Origin of the sequence: Corynebacterium nasicanis, assembly GCF_042658165.1 — a bacterium.
Lineage (GTDB): Bacteria > Actinomycetota > Actinomycetes > Mycobacteriales > Mycobacteriaceae > Corynebacterium > Corynebacterium nasicanis.
The window spans coordinates 287,439-303,307 of the sequence record NZ_JBHSQE010000009.1; the positions used below are offsets into that span (position 1 = coordinate 287,439).

General features: G+C 68.9%; 15 protein-coding genes, 1 tRNA gene and 1 other RNA gene. 10 read left to right on the forward strand and 7 right to left on the reverse strand.

What is annotated here, in order from left to right; translation table 11 throughout:
• The first annotated feature begins 59 nt into the window (after positions 1-59).
• From gluQRS to aqpZ, 3 genes are read left to right on the forward strand one after another with little or no spacing between them, the layout of a single operon-like run.
• Positions 60-965: a tRNA glutamyl-Q(34) synthetase GluQRS gene (gene gluQRS, locus ACFPUZ_RS10055; protein WP_377001775.1), complete on the forward strand. Its 906-nt coding sequence runs from the start codon at positions 60-62 to the stop codon at positions 963-965.
• 22 nt (positions 966-987) lie between these two features.
• Entirely contained in the window at positions 988-1,416 is a 429-nt protein-coding gene (locus ACFPUZ_RS10060) for a PAS domain-containing protein (protein WP_377001776.1), read from the forward strand.
• Between the two features lie 20 nt (positions 1,417-1,436).
• A complete protein-coding gene (aqpZ, locus tag ACFPUZ_RS10065; RefSeq protein ID WP_377001777.1) occupies positions 1,437-2,192 on the forward strand; it encodes an aquaporin Z in 756 nt (251 codons plus the stop codon).
• A gap of 152 nt (positions 2,193-2,344) precedes the next feature.
• On the opposite strand, the gene ACFPUZ_RS10070 is transcribed toward aqpZ, so the two are convergent.
• A tRNA-Ser gene (locus tag ACFPUZ_RS10070) sits at positions 2,345-2,433 on the reverse strand.
• A gap of 134 nt (positions 2,434-2,567) precedes the next feature.
• On the opposite strand from ACFPUZ_RS10070, the gene ffs reads away from it, so the two are divergent.
• The 5 genes from ffs (at position 2,568) to ACFPUZ_RS10095 (ending at position 6,938) form a co-directional block, all read left to right on the forward strand.
• Positions 2,568-2,664, forward strand: an RNA gene (gene ffs / locus ACFPUZ_RS10075) — signal recognition particle sRNA small type.
• A gap of 79 nt (positions 2,665-2,743) precedes the next feature.
• Positions 2,744-4,015: an aspartate aminotransferase type Ic gene (locus tag ACFPUZ_RS10080; RefSeq protein ID WP_377001778.1), complete on the forward strand. Its 1,272-nt coding sequence runs from the start codon at positions 2,744-2,746 to the stop codon at positions 4,013-4,015.
• 1 nt (position 4,016) lies between these two features.
• On the forward strand, positions 4,017-4,535 hold the full coding sequence (locus tag ACFPUZ_RS10085) for a suppressor of fused domain protein (protein WP_377001779.1): 519 nt from the start codon (positions 4,017-4,019) through the stop codon (positions 4,533-4,535).
• A gap of 18 nt (positions 4,536-4,553) precedes the next feature.
• Positions 4,554-6,566 (forward strand): DNA polymerase III subunit gamma and tau, encoded by a 2,013-nt coding sequence (locus ACFPUZ_RS10090; protein ID WP_377001780.1) that lies wholly within the window; start codon positions 4,554-4,556, stop codon positions 6,564-6,566.
• Between the two features lie 48 nt (positions 6,567-6,614).
• Positions 6,615-6,938 (forward strand): YbaB/EbfC family nucleoid-associated protein, encoded by a 324-nt coding sequence (locus ACFPUZ_RS10095; protein WP_377001781.1) that lies wholly within the window; start codon positions 6,615-6,617, stop codon positions 6,936-6,938.
• A gap of 1 nt (position 6,939) precedes the next feature.
• On the opposite strand, the gene ACFPUZ_RS10100 is transcribed toward ACFPUZ_RS10095, so the two are convergent.
• Entirely contained in the window at positions 6,940-7,602 is a 663-nt protein-coding gene (locus ACFPUZ_RS10100; protein ID WP_377001782.1) for a DUF6891 domain-containing protein, read from the reverse strand.
• A gap of 92 nt (positions 7,603-7,694) precedes the next feature.
• On the opposite strand from ACFPUZ_RS10100, the gene recR reads away from it, so the two are divergent.
• Positions 7,695-8,351 (forward strand): recombination mediator RecR, encoded by a 657-nt coding sequence (recR, locus tag ACFPUZ_RS10105; RefSeq protein WP_377001783.1) that lies wholly within the window; start codon positions 7,695-7,697, stop codon positions 8,349-8,351.
• Here recR and ACFPUZ_RS10110 read toward each other — a convergent pair.
• The 4 genes from ACFPUZ_RS10110 to ACFPUZ_RS10125 all read right to left on the reverse strand — a co-directional run bounded on the left by ACFPUZ_RS10110 (position 8,348) and on the right by ACFPUZ_RS10125 (position 12,646).
• The gene (locus ACFPUZ_RS10110; protein ID WP_377001784.1) at positions 8,348-9,484 is read right to left on the reverse strand and encodes an HNH endonuclease signature motif containing protein; all 1,137 of its coding nucleotides are present in this window, start codon (positions 9,482-9,484) and stop codon (positions 8,348-8,350) included. The genes recR and ACFPUZ_RS10110 overlap by 4 nt on opposite strands.
• A 100-nt stretch (positions 9,485-9,584) precedes the next feature.
• Entirely contained in the window at positions 9,585-10,349 is a 765-nt protein-coding gene (locus tag ACFPUZ_RS10115; RefSeq protein WP_377001785.1) for a type 1 glutamine amidotransferase, read from the reverse strand.
• On the reverse strand, positions 10,342-11,607 hold the full coding sequence (locus ACFPUZ_RS10120; protein WP_377001786.1) for a Mur ligase family protein: 1,266 nt from the start codon (positions 11,605-11,607) through the stop codon (positions 10,342-10,344). The genes ACFPUZ_RS10115 and ACFPUZ_RS10120 overlap by 8 nt, the downstream gene beginning before the upstream one ends.
• A 16-nt stretch (positions 11,608-11,623) precedes the next feature.
• Entirely contained in the window at positions 11,624-12,646 is a 1,023-nt protein-coding gene (locus ACFPUZ_RS10125; protein ID WP_377001787.1) for an exonuclease domain-containing protein, read from the reverse strand.
• 86 nt (positions 12,647-12,732) lie between these two features.
• Here ACFPUZ_RS10125 and ACFPUZ_RS10130 point away from each other — a divergent pair, with 86 nt between their 5' ends.
• Complete coding sequence (locus ACFPUZ_RS10130; protein ID WP_377002257.1) at positions 12,733-13,359, forward strand: MerR family transcriptional regulator; 627 nt, start codon at positions 12,733-12,735, stop codon at positions 13,357-13,359.
• Here the strand turns inward: ACFPUZ_RS10130 and leuA are convergent.
• The gene (gene leuA / locus ACFPUZ_RS10135; RefSeq protein ID WP_377001788.1) at positions 13,356-15,203 is read right to left on the reverse strand and encodes a 2-isopropylmalate synthase; all 1,848 of its coding nucleotides are present in this window, start codon (positions 15,201-15,203) and stop codon (positions 13,356-13,358) included. The genes ACFPUZ_RS10130 and leuA overlap by 4 nt on opposite strands.
• Positions 15,204-15,869: the final 666 nt, after the last annotated feature.

Below are 15,869 nucleotides of genomic sequence, written 5' to 3' on the forward strand. Positions count from 1 at the left end.
GACCGACCCGTCCACGCAGCAGCGTGGGCGGGTTCCGTCATTCCCGCTACCCTGGAACCATGAGTGAGCATGCCGGCCGTTACGCCCCGTCGCCTTCCGGAGACCTGCACTTCGGCAACCTCCGCACCGGACTCATCGCCTGGCTCTTCGCCCGGCGCACGGGCCGGACGTTCCTGCTGCGGGTGGAGGACATCGACACGCAGCGGTCGACGATCGACTCGGCGCACCGCCAGATCGACGACCTGCTCACCCTCGGCCTGACCTTCGACGGCGACATCCTCTATCAGTCGGAGCGCTTCCCGGCGTATCAGCGGGCGCTGGACATGCTCACCGCGCGCGGCCTCGTCTACGAGTGCTACTGCTCGCGGAAGGACATCCAGGATTCGGCCCGCGCCCCGCACACTCCCGCCGGGTCCTACCCGGGGACCTGCCGGGACCTGTCGGAGGGGGAGCGGGAGCAGCGGCGGCAGGCTCTCGCGCAGGAGGGGCGCACCCCGGCGCTGCGCCTGCGTGCCGACGTCGACGAGTTCACCATCCGCGACTTCTACCACGGCGACTACACCACGGAGGTCGACGATTTCGTCCTCCGGCGCGGCGGGCAGGCCCCGGACTGGGCCTACAACCTGGCCGTCGTCGTCGACGACGGGTTCCAGGGCATCGACCAGGTCGTGCGCGGCGATGACCTGCTCTCCAGCACCCCGCGGCAGGCCTATCTGGCGACCCTGCTGGGTCTGGAGGTGCCCGAATACGCCCACGTGCCGCTGGTGGTCAACGCGCAGGGCCAGCGCCTGGCCAAGCGGGACGGCGCCGTGACGCTGCGGGAGATGCTTCTCGACGAGCCGGTGCACCGCGTCGTCGAGAAGCTCGCCGCCTCGCTCGGCTACCCGGGCGTGAACACCCTGCTCAAGCTGCGGGATGCCTTCGATCCGGCGGATCTCCCGCGCGAACCCCTGGTGTGGCGCTGATCACTCGCGTAGATTTATCCGTATGAACCAGGAGAAAATAGCCGCGCGTATCATCGCCGACACGCTCGACGCGGTCATCTACTGCGACCGCTCAGGTGACATTCAGCTGTGGAACGCCGGGGCGGAGCGCATCTTCGGGTGGACTGCCGCAGAGGCGGTGGGCCGCAACCTCGACCTCATCATCCCGGAGAAGCACCGCGCGGTGCACTGGCAGGGGTGGGAGCGGGTCATGGAGACCGGCGAGACCCGCTACGGCGCCACACCTCTCGCCGTGCCTGGCCTGCACAAGGACGGCTCCACCATGTCGCTGGAGTTCACCATCACGATGCTTACCGATCCCACCGGCCGCATCGAGGGCATCGCCGCCATCCTCCGCGACGTCTCCGTCCGCTGGCAGCGCGAGAAGGAGCTGCGCGCGCGTGTCCGCGACCTGGAGTCGCGGAACTCTTAACGGGGACTAAGATCCCCGTCATGCAGAAAAACCTCGTTCCGCGTCTCGCGGCAGAATTCCTCGGGACCTTCGTCCTCGTCTTCGGTGGCGCCGGCAGCGCCATCTTCGCCGCCTCCGTCCTCAGCGGCGACAACCCGAACGTCAACATGGGCATCGGCTTCCTCGGCGTCGCCCTCGCCTTCGGCCTCACCGTGCTGACCATGGCCTACGCCGTCGGCCACATCTCCGGCGGCCACTTCAACCCCGCCGTCACCCTCGGCGCCGTCCTCGCCGGGCGCGTCGAGCCCGCGGCCGTCGTCCCCTACTGGCTGGCCCAGCTCGTCGGTGGCGTGGCCGCTGGCGGTGTGCTCTACCTCATCGCCTCCGGCAAGGAGGGCTTCTCCGCCGTTGAATCCGGCTTCGCGACGAACGGTTACGGCGACCTCTCCCCGAACGGCTACTCCCTGGCTGCCGTCCTCATCGCCGAGACCGTGCTCACCGCGATCTTCCTCTACATCATCCTCGGCGCCACCGACCGCCGCGCCCCGCAGGGCTTCGCGCCGGTCGCCATCGGCCTCGCGCTGACCCTCATCCACCTGGTGTCCATCCCGATCTCCAACACCTCCGTCAACCCGGCCCGCTCCCTCGGCGTCGCCGTCTACGCGGGTTCCGAGCCCCTCATGCAGGTCTGGGCCTTCTTCCTCGCCCCGCTGCTCGGCGCCGCCATCGCTGGTGTCACCTACAAGTTCATCTTCCCCGACCAGTCCGATCACCTCCTGGAGGAGATCGGTTCCTAGGTACCCGGCGGCCGCCGAGCTGACATCGCCTGAGCGTTTCCCCAGGAGGGGGCTGAATTCGGGCGTTGAAGTCAGCCCGGCGGGCGGACCCGGCAAAGAGTCAGGCCCTCACCGGGAACAACTTCCCTGGTGAGGGCCTGACTCAAAACACTTGGCGGAGGATGTGGGATTTGAACCCACGAGGGTATTGCTACCCGCACGCGTTCCAGGCGTGTGACATAGGCCGCTAGTCGAATCCTCCTGAGCACTGCAACCGTGGTCGCTGTGTTCTCGTGAAACAGTACACAACATCGGGCCGGAAACACAAATTGCAGGTCAGGGGCGTCGATAAGCGGCGCAGTTGGCTCCCGCGGGCCGGGATGGGTTAGAGTTGTCCGCAGGATCCCGTGCGGCGTTTATCTTGTGAACTCCCCCAGGGCAGGAATGCAGCAAGGGTCAGCGAGCTCTGACGGGTGCGCGGGATCCCCTTTTTGATTCGGGGGAATCTCATTGGGCGCGAATAACGTCTACCATTGTGGCCGAACACTCCCGATGGAAAGCAGGCCCTTCTCGTGACGCTTCTCGACTTCGAATCCGACCGCCTCGCCGACTTCGCGGCGCAGGTCCGCGCAGATTACGACGATCTTCAGGCCAGGAACCTCAAGCTCGATCTCACCCGCGGTAAGCCCTCCTCCGAGCAGCTCGACTTCTCCGAGGCACTGCTGGCGCTGCCCGGTGAGGGTGACCACCGGGACGCCGCCGGCGCGGATGTCCGCAACTACGGCAACCTCGAGGGCATCCGCGACATCCGCGCGATCTGGGCCGAGGTCCTCGGCGTCGAGGAGAGCCTGCTGCTCGCCGGCGACTCCTCCTCGCTGAACATCATGTTCGACCTCATCAGCTGGTCCTACGCCTTCGGCAACAACGATTCCCCGCGCCCCTGGAGCGCGGAGGAGAAGGTCCGCTGGATTTGCCCCGTCCCCGGCTACGACCGCCACTTCACCATCACGGAGCAGTTCGGCTTCGAGATGGTCACCGTGCCCATGCTGGAGGACGGCCCCGACGTGGAGGCCATCCGCGAGCTGGTGCAGGATCCGCAGGTCAAGGGCATGTGGGCGGTGCCGGTCTTCGGCAACCCCACCGGCATCACCTTCTCCGAGGAGGTCTGCCGCGAGCTGGCCGCGATGGAGACCGCCGCCCCGGATTTCCGCATCGTGTGGGACAACGCCTATGCCGTGCACACCCTCACCGATGAGTTCCCCCCGATCCACGATGTCGTGGGCATGGCCGCCGCGGCCGGGAACCCCAACCGTTTCTGGGCCCTGTCCTCCACCTCGAAGATCACCCTGGCCGGCGCGGGCGTGAGCTTCCTGTACTCCTCGCGGGAGAACCTCGACTGGTACCTCTCCGTGGCCGGGGTGCGCGGCATCGGGCCGAACAAGGTCAACCAGCTGGCCCACGCCCGCTACTTCGGGGACGCCGAGGGCGTGCGCGCCGTCATGCGGAAGCACGCCGGTTCGCTGGCCCCGAAGTTCACCCGGGTCCTGGAGATCCTCGAGCGTCGCCTCGGCGAGTACGACGTGGCCCGCTGGACCACCCCGCAGGGCGGGTACTTCATCTCCCTCGACGTCATCGACGGCACCGCCTCCCGCGTGGTGGAACTGGCCAAGGAGGCCGGGATCGCGCTGACGGGCGCCGGTTCCTCCTTCCCGCTCAAGGACGACCCGAACAACCGCAACATCCGCCTGGCGCCGTCGCTGCCGCCCGTCGAGGAGCTGGAGGTCGCCATGGACGGCGTGGCGACGTGCGTGCTGCTGGCGGCCGTCGAGAAGCTCGGCGCCTGACATGAACCGCGCGGACACCGTCCACTGGATCGGTCAGCTCATCCCTGGTGAGCTGGACGTCGCCGAGGACTCCGCCACGGCGGATCTCGGCGACGGGCAGACGGTGGCGGTGACCCTCGGTTTCGCGGATGTGGACACCGGGCTCGTCTCCGTCGACGAGGGGCTCGACGTCCGCTCCGAGCTCGTCGTCGTCGCGCGCGCGGAGGCGGAGACGTTGCGGGGGGTGCTGCGCGCGGCCGTCGAGAAGCTCACGAAGGCCGGGGGGATCCTGCCCGCCCAGCCGGGGACGATGCTCCCGGGGCTCGTCGAGACCGGCAGCGTCGAGCACGCGCTGTTCGTCCCGCCCTATCTGTGGGGCGGGGAGACGCCGCGCGTCACCGAGGAGGAGCGCCTGACGGTGCTGCTCCAGCTGGTCATGCTCACCGACGCCGAGTACGCCTTCGCCGTCGAGGAGGGTCCGGGCGCGCTGCAGCAGGCCCTGGGAGAGGCCGGGATCGATCTTCTCGACTGGCACCGCTAGCCGGGTAAGGTTGGCGCCGTGGCTCTCTACCGGAAATACCGTCCCGCCTCCTTCGCCGAGGTCGTCGGCCAGGAGCAGGTGACCCGCCCCCTGTCGGTGGCCCTCGACTCCGGCCGCATCAACCACGCCTACCTCTTCTCCGGGCCGCGCGGCTGCGGAAAAACGTCCTCGGCGCGCATCCTCGCCCGCTCCCTCAACTGCATCGAGGGCCCCACCTCCACCCCCTGCGGTGTGTGCCCCTCGTGCGTGGCGCTGGCCCCCGGAGGGTCGGGCAACCTCGACGTCACGGAGCTCGACGCCGCCTCCCACCGCGGCGTCGACGACATGCGTGAGCTGCGCGATTCCGCCATCTTCGCGCCCGCCGAGTCCCGTTACCGCGTCTTCATCATCGACGAGGCGCACATGATCACCCGCGAGGGTTCCAACGCGCTGCTCAAGATCGTCGAGGAGCCGCCGGAGCACCTCATCTTCATCTTCGCCACGACGGAGCCGGAGAAGGTCATCGGCACCATCCGTTCGCGCACGCACCACTACCCCTTCCGCCTGCTCACCCCGCAGTCGATGCGCGGGCTGCTGCAGCGCACCGTGGAGGCCGAGGGCGTGCACGTCGACGACTCCGTGTACCCGCTGGTCATCCGCGCCGGCGGGGGATCGCCGCGCGATTCGCTCTCCATCCTCGACCAGCTCATCGCCGGCTCCGGCCCCGCGGGCCTGACGTACGAGACCGCGTTGCCGCTGCTGGGCGTCACCGACCTCTCGCTTATCGACGCCGCCGTCGACGCCCTCGCCACCGGCGACCGCGCCGCCCTGTTCCAGACCGTCGACGACGTCATCGAGGCCGGCCACGACCCCCGCCGTTTCGTCGAGGACCTCCTCGAGCGCCTCCGCGACCTGCTTATCCTGCAGGCCGTGCCCGACGCCTTCGACCTCGGGCTTGTCGACGCCTCCACCGATCGCGCCCCCGTCCTCTCCGCCCAGGCCGGCGGATTCACTGGCGCGCAGCTCGCCCACCTCGCGGCGACCGTCAACGAGCGCATCGCCGACATGCGCGGGGCGACGTCCCCGCGCCTGTTGCTGGAGATCCTCTGCGCCCACCTGCTGCTGCCCGCCGCCCCCGTGCAGGGCGCCGGGATCGTGGCCGCTGCACCGGCACCGGCACCGGCGCCTGCTCCCGCTGCGGCCCCGAGCGAGGGCAAGATCTTCGAGCGTCCCTCGGTGCGTCGCGCCAGGGAGGAGGCGGAGAAGCAGGCGCCCGCTCCCAAGCCCGAGCCCGAGCCTGCGCCCAAGCCTGAGCCTGCCGTCGATCCCGTCGAGGCGATCCGTTCCCGCTGGTCCGCCATCCGCGAGGAGGTCAACCGGCAGAACAAGGTCGCCGCGATCATGCTGGCGGAGGCCCGGGTGCTCGGCATCAAGGACGACACCCTCGTGCTCGGGCACAACACCGGGGCGCTGGCGGAGCGGCTCAATGCGGAGTCGAATAATGCGGTGATCGCGTCGGTGGTGTCGGCGGAGGCGCGCCGGGAGCTGAAGGTCCATTGTGTCATCGGTACCGACGCCAAGGCCGCGGGTTTCACCCCGACTCCGAAGAAGGAGACGTGGAATCCGCAGACCCCGGAGCCCGCACAGGAGAGCCCCGAGCCGCCTGAGGAGCCCGAGAGTCCGGCCCCCACTGAGCCCGGCCCGTGGGGGAAGCCGCGGGCGCTCGGCGGAACGGTCGCCGCAGCGGTCGTCGATACGCTGGCCCCCGCGCCCACGGTGACCGAGCCGGACAGCACGCCCTCCTGGCAGCGGATTGCCGAACGTGGGCGCGCCAACGCCGCCCGGCAGGCCCCTGTCGAGGAGGTTCCGCTGCCGCCGGAGCCGATGGACGATCACGAGGCTCCGCCGGAGGAGCCGACGCGGGCGTCGAGAAGCGAGGAGGAAGAGGAGATGCTGCAGGCGGCGCAGGAGCCGGGCACCCTCGACCGGCGGGACGCGACGACGATCGCGGTGGAGCTGCTGGCGCAGGAACTCGGCGCGCGTCGCCTGTGAGTCGGTAGACTTGCCGACGTCGAACTCAACCCCACGAAAGGCATTCTCATGACCCAGCCGGATATGTCCCAGCTCCTCGCCCAGGCCCAGGAGATGCAGGCCAAGCTGCAGCAGGCGCAGGAGGAGATCCTCGCCACCGAGGTCACCGGTGAGGCCGGCAACGGCCTCGTCAAGGTCACCATGACCGGTGGCGGCGTGGTCACCAACGTCGTCATCGACCCGCAGGTCGTGGACCCGGAGGACGTGGACACCCTGCAGGACCTCATCACCGGCGCGCTCCACGCGGCGCACGAGCAGGCCGGCAACCTCGCCGCCGAGAAGATGGGGCCGCTGTCCCAGGGCGGCGACCCCTTCGGCGGGATGCTGGGCTAAATCAGATCGACGCGAAGAAGTCGACGTCGGTGAGCAGGATCCGGGTGGACAGCTCCTCGTTCCACTCGACGCCGATGCCGTGTCGACGCAGCAGGGGGATGACCTCGTCGCGCATCAGCGCGACGGTGAGGCGCTCATAGGTGGCGGACTGCTCCGCCTCGCTGAGCGCCTCCCACTCTTCCTCGCTGAGGTACGCGCCGAGGAACACGCCGTACCCGATGTAGGTGGCACGGTCCGCGACGAGCCGCTCGGTGTCCTGCTCGTGGTAATAGACGAATCCGCGGGCCCCGGGCTGGACGTCGAGCTCCTCGCCGATCTCGGCGTGGCCGCAGGTACCGCAGCAGGAGAAGTCCTCGCGGGCGATGACGCCGATGGTGGCCAGCTCCGCGAACGCCTCGGTGAGGCGCGAGGTGGGCCGGGCGCCGAGATCCGCCAGCTGTGCCCGGCGCCACGCGATGAGGGAGTCGACGTAGGCGGCGGCCTCGTCCTCGTCGACGTCCGGCGCCTCGTCCTCGACGGCGTCGAGGTAGGCGGCGGCGTCGGATTCGCCGCGCACGAGCAGGGACCAGAAGTGGTCCTCCAGAAACTCGCGGGTCTCCTCGTCGGCGGGCCAGTGGGCGGGGATGTCGAGGCCGGAGGGTCGGGTGTTCCAAGGGTGCGTCATGGTGCGCATTCTGCCACGGCGGGGCGGGTGCTGCCGGGCGTGTGCCGGGCAGGCACTATCCTCGTAGCGGACCACCGAAGAAAGGGCTCGACGTGTTTGAAGGACCGCTGCAGGATCTCATCGACGAGCTCTCCCGCCTGCCCGGCGTCGGCCCGAAGAGCGCGCAGCGCATCGCCTTCCACCTGCTGGCCGTCGAGCCGGACGACATCAACCGCCTCACCGCCGCGCTGGAGGCCGTGCGCGACGGCGTGAGCTTCTGCCGCATCTGCTGCAACGTCTCCCGCCAGGAGGTGTGCCGGATCTGCGCCGACTCGGGCCGGGACCGTGGGATGATCTGCGTCGTCGAGGAGCCGAAGGACATCCAGGTCATCGAGCGCACGGGTGAGTACCGCGGCCGCTACCACGTGCTGGGCGGCGCGCTCGACCCGCTGGCCAACGTCGGCCCGAAGGACCTGCACATCACCGAGCTGCTGCAGCGCATCGGCGGGGTCATGCAGGACCGCGAGCTCGCGGACTCCACCCCGGACACCCCGCTTTTCGACGCCGCCCCCGTCATCCACGAGGTCATCCTCGCCACCGACCCCAACACGGAGGGCGAGGCGACGGCCTCCTACCTGGGGCGCCTGCTCAAGGATTTCCCCGACCTGGTGGTCTCCCGCCTGGCGTCGGGCATGCCGTTGGGCGGGGATCTCGAATTCGTCGACGAATTGACCCTGTCCAGGGCTCTCAGTGGGCGACTGCAGATTTAGGCGTTGTTGAGGAGTCCCATGGCGGAGAGTTTCCGGATGGGGTGGATGTTGGCCCGTGGTGGCCCGCCATCCGGTGGGTGATGCAACACCCCACCCGGGTGGCGTTCCAAACGGCCGTGGCGGGGCGGGGCGTCCGGGTCATCATCGTTACGCGCGTTATGCACCTTGCAGGCCATCGACATGTTCTTGATGTTGGTCTCCCCACCCTCCTTCCAGGCTTCCAGGTGATGCACCTGGCAGAAATCAGCTGCCGTCGTACACCCGGGTACGGGGCACAGGATCGTCTCCGCGGCCAGCAGCATGCGCTGCTTGAAGGTGGCGCTGCGTTGGTTGCGGTAGAGATCGACCGGGCCTTCGACGGGGTCGTAGATACCGACGAACCCGTGGGTGGCCATCTCATGGGCCACCAGCTCCGCACCGGTGATGGTGGTGCCATCAGTCAACCCGAACACCGTGTCATCGCCCTCCCGGCGCAAGACCTTTGCGTAGTCGGGTACGGCCATGACGACATGCGGGGCCAAGGGTTGATTGGTGGCCTCCCCAGTGCTGCCCATGATGTGGGAGTAGAGAGCATCGGCCATGGCCTGCTCGTGGCTCAACCCCTTATCCGCTGCCCGCAACGCAGAAGCCGTCGGTGTGAGATGGGACAGCATCGCGGCGATCTCCCGTTCCGGGCGGGTCACGGTGAAGGTTCGCATGCCGTGGCCGTCGGTGTTCTTGCCCCCGCGTAGGGCGCGTTTGCCGTAGGCCTTGGACGCGGCGTCTTTCACCGTGCGGTTGAGGTCGCGCACCTGGGTGGCTGCCGCCCGGTCGATCTCCGCGACCGTGCCGCGTAGGCCGCACAGCTGCACGCGGAGTTCCTCCACGGTCACCGAGGCCCCGCGCAGCAGGGAGCGGAGGTGTTTTTCGATGACGATCACCGCGTCCAGCGACAACTCGGAGGCCGCCTCCCGTGCGGCCTGTTGGAGTTTCTTGTACCTGGTGGCCCCGTAGTAGGTGAAAGCCAGCTTCTCCCACAACAACGCATCGCGCACCCCGAGGGCATCAAGCTGCGCGCGGGTGACCGCCCGGGAGGAGAGCTCCTCCAGGACGGTCATCGCCCGCAGGGCTGCCAGCGCGTCGAGGGTGTTCATGCCCCGGACACTAAACCGGAAACACGCAGGCGTCGATAAGAGGAAGCAGCGGCCTGTGGACAACTACCACTTATCCACAGAAACGGCCTTTCCGGTCGCACTACCGGTTGACAAATCGCAGGCGCTCCAGGCGCAGCTTGTCCACGACCCCGATCTCCAGCGGTTCGAGTTCCGCCAGCGCCACGCCCATGGCGCGGGCCAGCAGAAGGTCCGCCAGCTGCGGGTTGCGGGCCAGGACGGGGCCGTGCAGGTAGGTGGCGATGACGCTGCCCTGCACCGCCCCCTCGGCGAAGCGCTGGCGGGTGCCGTCGGAGACGTCCGCGGAGGCGGCGACGTCGCAGTTGCCGGTGCCGCGGCTGACGCGGCCGAGGGGTTCGGCGCCGGGGCCGAGCAGGGTGGCGCCGAGGTGGTTCTCGAAGCCGGTGAGCGGTTCGGTGAGGTCGGCGGTGATGCCGGCGCGGGTGGGGGTGGTGGCGATCTCCCCGATGGCGCGGGCCTGGAGGGAGACGGTGGTGGCGTCGATAAGGCCCAGCCCGTCGACGACCCGTCCGCCCGCGCGGAAGGACTCGCCGAGGACCTGCAGCCCCGCGCACACGGCGAGGATGGGGCGCCCGGCCCAGGCGGCGCGGGTGAGGCCACCGTCGGCGGCGAGGTGTTCGGCCGCCAGGATCTGGGCGGTGTCCTCGCCGCCGCCGAGGCAGTAGACGTCGAGGGATTCGGGGACGGGTTCGCCGAGGCGGATGGAGTGGATCTCGGCGTCGAAGCCGCGCATGCGGGCGCGCTGGCGCAGGACGAGGGCGTTGCCGTCGTCGCCGTAGGTGCCCAGGACGTCAGGCAGGACGAGTCCGATGCTCAGATCAGCCACGGGTGGTCTCCTTCTGCAGCGCGGCCTTCAGATCGCGGAAGGCGGTGTAGTTGGCCAGGACCTCGATGCGGCCGGGCGGGCACGCGAGGAGGGCGGTGAGGGGGTCGGGGATGTGCTCGTGGGAGATGTCGGCGTAGGTGAGGCGCACGGCCAGGTCGGTGCCGCGCTCGCCGGAGGCCTTGACCTCCAGGCCCTCGAAGTCCTCGAAGCGGACGTCCCACAGCCAGGAGAGGTCCTCGCCGTCGGCGACCTGGCCGTTGACGGCGATGACCAGGCCGTCGGCGGAGCGGTCGACCATGGAGAGGGCCTCCTGCCAGCCGGCGGGGTTCTTGGCCAGGAGGAGGTGGATGTCGCGGTCGCCGAGGCGGATCGTCGAGTAGCGGCCGGCGACGTTGTCGACGGATTCGGCGGCGGCGACGGCGTCGGCCAGCGGGATGTCGAGGGCCTCGGCGGCGGCGGCGATGGCCTGCGTGGCGTTACCGCGGTTGGCGCGGCCCGGGAGGCGCAGGTGGAGGGCGGAATCCCCGTGTGGGGAGGACAGGCCGTCGTCGGTGATGGTCCAGGTGGGGGTGGGGCGGCGGAAGACGCGGCCGTCGGGAAGCGGTTTGACGGCCCACCAGTCGTCGACCTCGCGGACGACGTGGCCGCCGGTGCGGGGGCAGGACACGGAGTCGCCGAGCCAGCCGGCACCGGCGGAGACCCAGATGACATGCGGGGCGTCGTAGGCGACGGAGGTCATGAGGACGTCGTCGCAGTTGGCGATGACCACCATGTCCGGGTGCGCCATGACCGCGGAGCGGAGGGCGCGCTCGATCTTGTTGATCTCCCCGACGCGGTCGAGCTGGTCGCGGGTGAGGTTGAGCAGGACGAGGGCCTGCGGGCGGAGGCGCTCGGCGACCGCGGGGACGTGGAGTTCGTCGACCTCGAGGACGATGTGGGAGGCGTCCTTGCCGGCCAGGAGGGCGGAGATGATCCCGGCGTCCATGTTGTCGCCGCCGTCGTTGGTGGCCACGGTGTGCCTGGTGCGCACGGCGGCCGCCAGCATCCGGGTGGTGGTCGACTTGCCGTTCGTGCCGGTGACCAGCATCGTCGGTCGCCCGCGCCCCAGATTCTCCATGATGGACGGGTCGATGGCGTTGGCCACGAGGCCGCCGATCATCCCGCCGGCGCCGCGGCCGGTGAGACGGGAGGCGGTGGTGGCCAGCGTGGCGGCGGTGGTGGCCGCGGTGGATCGCAGGCGACGCAGGACAGAACTCATGGCCACCACAGTAGTCCTAGCGTCCGGCGCGGTCCTGTACCCGCGTCACCGCGTCGAGGAACTCGGTGTCGCTGAGCAGGGGGATTCCCTTGCGCACCGCGTGCATCGCCTTGCCGCGCAGATTCTCGGTGTCGTTGCACACCATGACGCTGGTCGTGCGGGTGAGTTTCTCCGAGTAGACCAGCTCGGCCTTCATGCTGGCCTCGATGAGGCGGTCCGGGTCCATCTCCACCTCGGGGGCGACGACAACCTCCATGCCGCGCACCAGGTTCCGCCCGGGCACGTGCACGCCCGGGTTGGGGTGCGGGCGGGGGGCCTCCATGGCGTCGACGCGCACATGCGAGCGCTGCAGCCCGAAGCGGTCGGCCCGCAGCTCCCCGGGCGTGGTCTCGGCGAGGTCGCCGCGGTCGCGGATCTCGAAGAAGACGTCGATGAGCAGGTCGTTGATCTCGCGCGTCGTCTCGTGCTCGGGGCGCTGCGCGCGGGCGACGGTGGCCACCGGCGAGGGGGCGTCGATGTCGAGGGCGGCGGCCAGGTTGCCCAGGCGGATGTCGGGCAGGGGGATGCGCTGGCGGCGGGCCGTCGCGAGCGTATCGACGATCGCCACCGGCTTCGGCACGTGCCCCACCCGCTGCCGCCGGCGGCGACCCCGGCCCCGGCTGCGCCCCCGGGAACGGTTGGAACGGGCGGCCGCGTTCATGGCGCGGCGGGCCTCGGAGACGATGAAGCCCCACGCGCGGGGGGCGTTGTGGACGACGAGGACGCGGTCGTCGAGAAGCTCGTCGAGGGTGCGCAGCACCTGGGAGAAACGTCGGCCCTCCGCGACCTCCTCGTGGGTGAGACCGTGGAAGTGGTGCGGGCCCGGATCGCTGCCCGGGTCGAGCACGGCGTGGAACTCCTCGCCGATCTCCCCGTCCTCGTTGAAGGTGAGGACATCGACGGCCACGAGACGCGCCGTCGACGGGTGGATCCCGGTGGACTGCGTGGTGAGCGCGACAAACGGGAACGCGGGCTCGGAGTCACCGTGGGGAATGGTCATTGTTCAGAGTCTAGTGCGTGGGCGGGCGGGGGCTACGATGTGGGACAGCAGCCAACGTGAATGAAAGGGGTCGGTGGCGCATGCGGATGGCGGAACTGAGCAGCACCAGTGGGGTGAGTATCCCCACGATCAAGTACTACCTGCGTGAGGGGCTCCTGCCGCCGGGTAGGCACACCCGGGCCAATCAGGCCCGCTACTCCGAGGTCCATCTCACCCGCCTCAAGCTCATCGCGGTGCTCAGCGGCATCGCGCGGCTCTCGCTGGCGGAGATCAAGGTCATCCTCGCGGAGTTGGAGGGCCCGGGCAGCGTCATCGACACGATGGCCGCCATGCAGAACGCCCTGGCCGGGCGCCCCTCCCGGGAGGCCGAGCCCCACACGGAGGAATCGCGCGCGATCCTCGACGCCATCGTCGACGAGCGGCAGTGGATCGTGCGCCGTGACTCCGCCGCCTACGAGGCCGCCGTCCGCGTCCTCGCCGAGCTGCACACCACGGATCTCCACTGGGACGGCGCCATGATCGCGGAGTACGCCGCCCACGCCGAGGCGATGGGGGCGCTCGACGTGCAGACCCTCAACTTCAACGGTGCCCCGGACGATCTGCTCGTGCAGATGGTCCGGGGCACCCTGTTGCGGCGTCAGCTTGTCGACGCCCTCGTGCTCCTCGCCCAGCAGCACTCTACGCGGGTGCGGCTGGGCGTCGAGAAGCCTTAGACGCCGCCGGCCAGGACGGGGGCCTGGGTCTTGAGCGCGCGGTTGACCGCGGAGGTCAGCGCCTTGATGGAGGCCCGGGTGATGGAGCCCGCGATGCCGACGCCCCAGGCGGCGGAGCCGTTGACGGTGGCGTAGATGTAGCAGGCGGCCTCGGCGTCGTCGCCGGAGGAGCGGGACTGCTGGGAGTAGAACTGGACCTCGGCGTCGATGCCCAGCTGCTCCAGGGCGTTGGCGTACGCGGCGACGGGGCCGTTGCCGGTGCCGGTGATCTCCTTCTCCTCACCGCCGTGGATGACGGTGGCGGTGACAGAGGCCTCGTCGGTGTCGGTCTCGGCGTTGACGATGCGGATGGAGATCTCCTCCACCGGCTCGGTGACATCCAGGTACTCGGTGGCGAAGACGTCCCACATCTCCTTGGAGTTGACCTCGCCGCCCTCGGAGTCGGTGATCGCCTGGACGACGCCGGAGAACTCGGCCTGCATCTGACGCGGCAGGTTGATGCCGTGATCCGTCTTCATGATGTAGGCGACACCGCCCTTGCCCGACTGGGAGTTGACGCGGATGACGGCCTCGTAGTCGCGGCCCACGTCCTTCGGGTCGATGGGCAGGTAGGGGACCTCCCAGACGGCGGTGCCCAGCTCCTCCCAGGTGACCTCGGTGTTGTTCGCGCCCGGCTTGACCTTGTCGGCCATGGCGTCCAGGCCCTTGTTCACGGCGTCCTGGTGGGAGCCGGAGAAGGCGGTGAAGACCAGGTCGCCGCCGTAGGGGTGGCGCTCCGGGACACGCAGCTGGTTGCAGTACTCGACGGTGCTGCGGATCTGGCGGATGTCGGAGAAGTCGATCTGCGGGTCCACGCCCTGGGTGAGCATGTTAAGGCCCAGGGTGACCAGGCAGACGTTGCCCGTGCGCTCGCCGTTACCGAAGAGGCAGCCCTCGATGCGGTCGGCGCCGGCCATGTAGCCCAGCTCGGCGGCGGCCACGCCCTCGCCGCGGTCATTGTGCGGGTGCAGGGAGAGGATGACGGAATCGCGGCGGTCCAGGTTGCGGTGCATCCACTCGATGGAGTCGGCGTAGACGTTCGGGGAGATCATCTCGACGGTCGACGGCAGGTTGATGTTGATCGGGTTGTCCGGGGTGGGGCCCATGACGTCGATGACGGCGTTGCACACCTCCAGGGCGAACTCCAGCTCGGTGCCGGTGAAGGACTCGGGGGAGTACTGCCAGCGCCAGTTGGTGCCCGGGTAGTCCTCGGCGATGTCGAGGATGAGCTGGGCGGCGTCGACGGCCAGCTGCTTGATGGCCGGCTTGTCCTTGCGGAACACCACGCGGCGCTGCAGCTCGGAGGTGGAGTTGTAGAAGTGGACGATGACGTTCTTCGCGCCCTCGCACGCCTCGAAGGTGCGGCGGATGAGGTGCTCACGGGCCTGGACCAGCACCTGGATGGTGACGTCCTCCGGGATCATGTCCTTCTCGATGATCTCGCGCACGAAGTCGAAGTCCGTCTGCGAGGCGGAGGGGAAACCGACCTCGATCTCCTTGTAGCCCATCTGTACCAGCAGGTTGAACATGCGGCGCTTGCGCTCCGGGCTCATCGGGTCGATGAGCGCCTGGTTGCCGTCACGCAGGTCGACGGCGCACCACTGCGGGGCGTGGGTGATCTTCTTGTCCGGCCAGGTGCGGTCCGGCAGGACGATGTCCTCGACCTCGTCGGCGAAGGCGCGGTAACGGTGGACCGGCATGGAGGAGTTGCGCTGCTTGTTCCAGGAGGGCTGGCCTTCGCGGCGGGCGCCGTCCGGGGTGCGGATCTCGGAGGGGGCGGAGATGAACGAGTCGTTCGGTGACATCGGAGTTTCCTTTTCGGGTCTGTCTGTGGCGACTGGGCCACCAGGGGCCGTCAACGGCCTTCACTGTAGTGGCCCGTGTGGTCTCACCGCTGCTGAATCGGGCTTTCAGCGGGAGCAGCGACCGGCAACACCAAACTCCGCGACGGGGTGCCGGTCGCTTTTCTAGTGGACCTGGGACCCGCCGCGGCGAAGAAGAAGGAGATTCGCGCGGGAGAACATGCTGTGAAGTCTACACAGCGGGCCCGGCGGTGCAACGCATTTCTGCGAAGAAAGGGAAAACCCCTGGCCAGCCCTCTCGTGGAGGGTGGACAGGGGTGCGGTCTGAGTGAATCAGAACTTGGAGGACAGGAACGCGAACGGTGCCTGCACCCACTCGAAGAGGAACTCGAAGGGGGAGGTGACCCAGTTGATGGCGAAGGAGCTGAAATCCATGAGATGGATCCTTTCGATTGACTTGCGGTACAACAGCTATGTTATCGCGCCGATCTCCGGACGCAATGTGTTCCGCCTGAGAAGTTATTGGCAGGGCGGGGCCGGGACACAGGCAAAAAGGAAACCCCCTGGCCACGGGGGTCAGGGGGTCGAATCGTGCAGCTCAGAAGTGCGAGCTGGCGGTGCGGAAAGGCCACTGGATCCAGTTGAAGAAGAACTTGAAAGGATCGATGA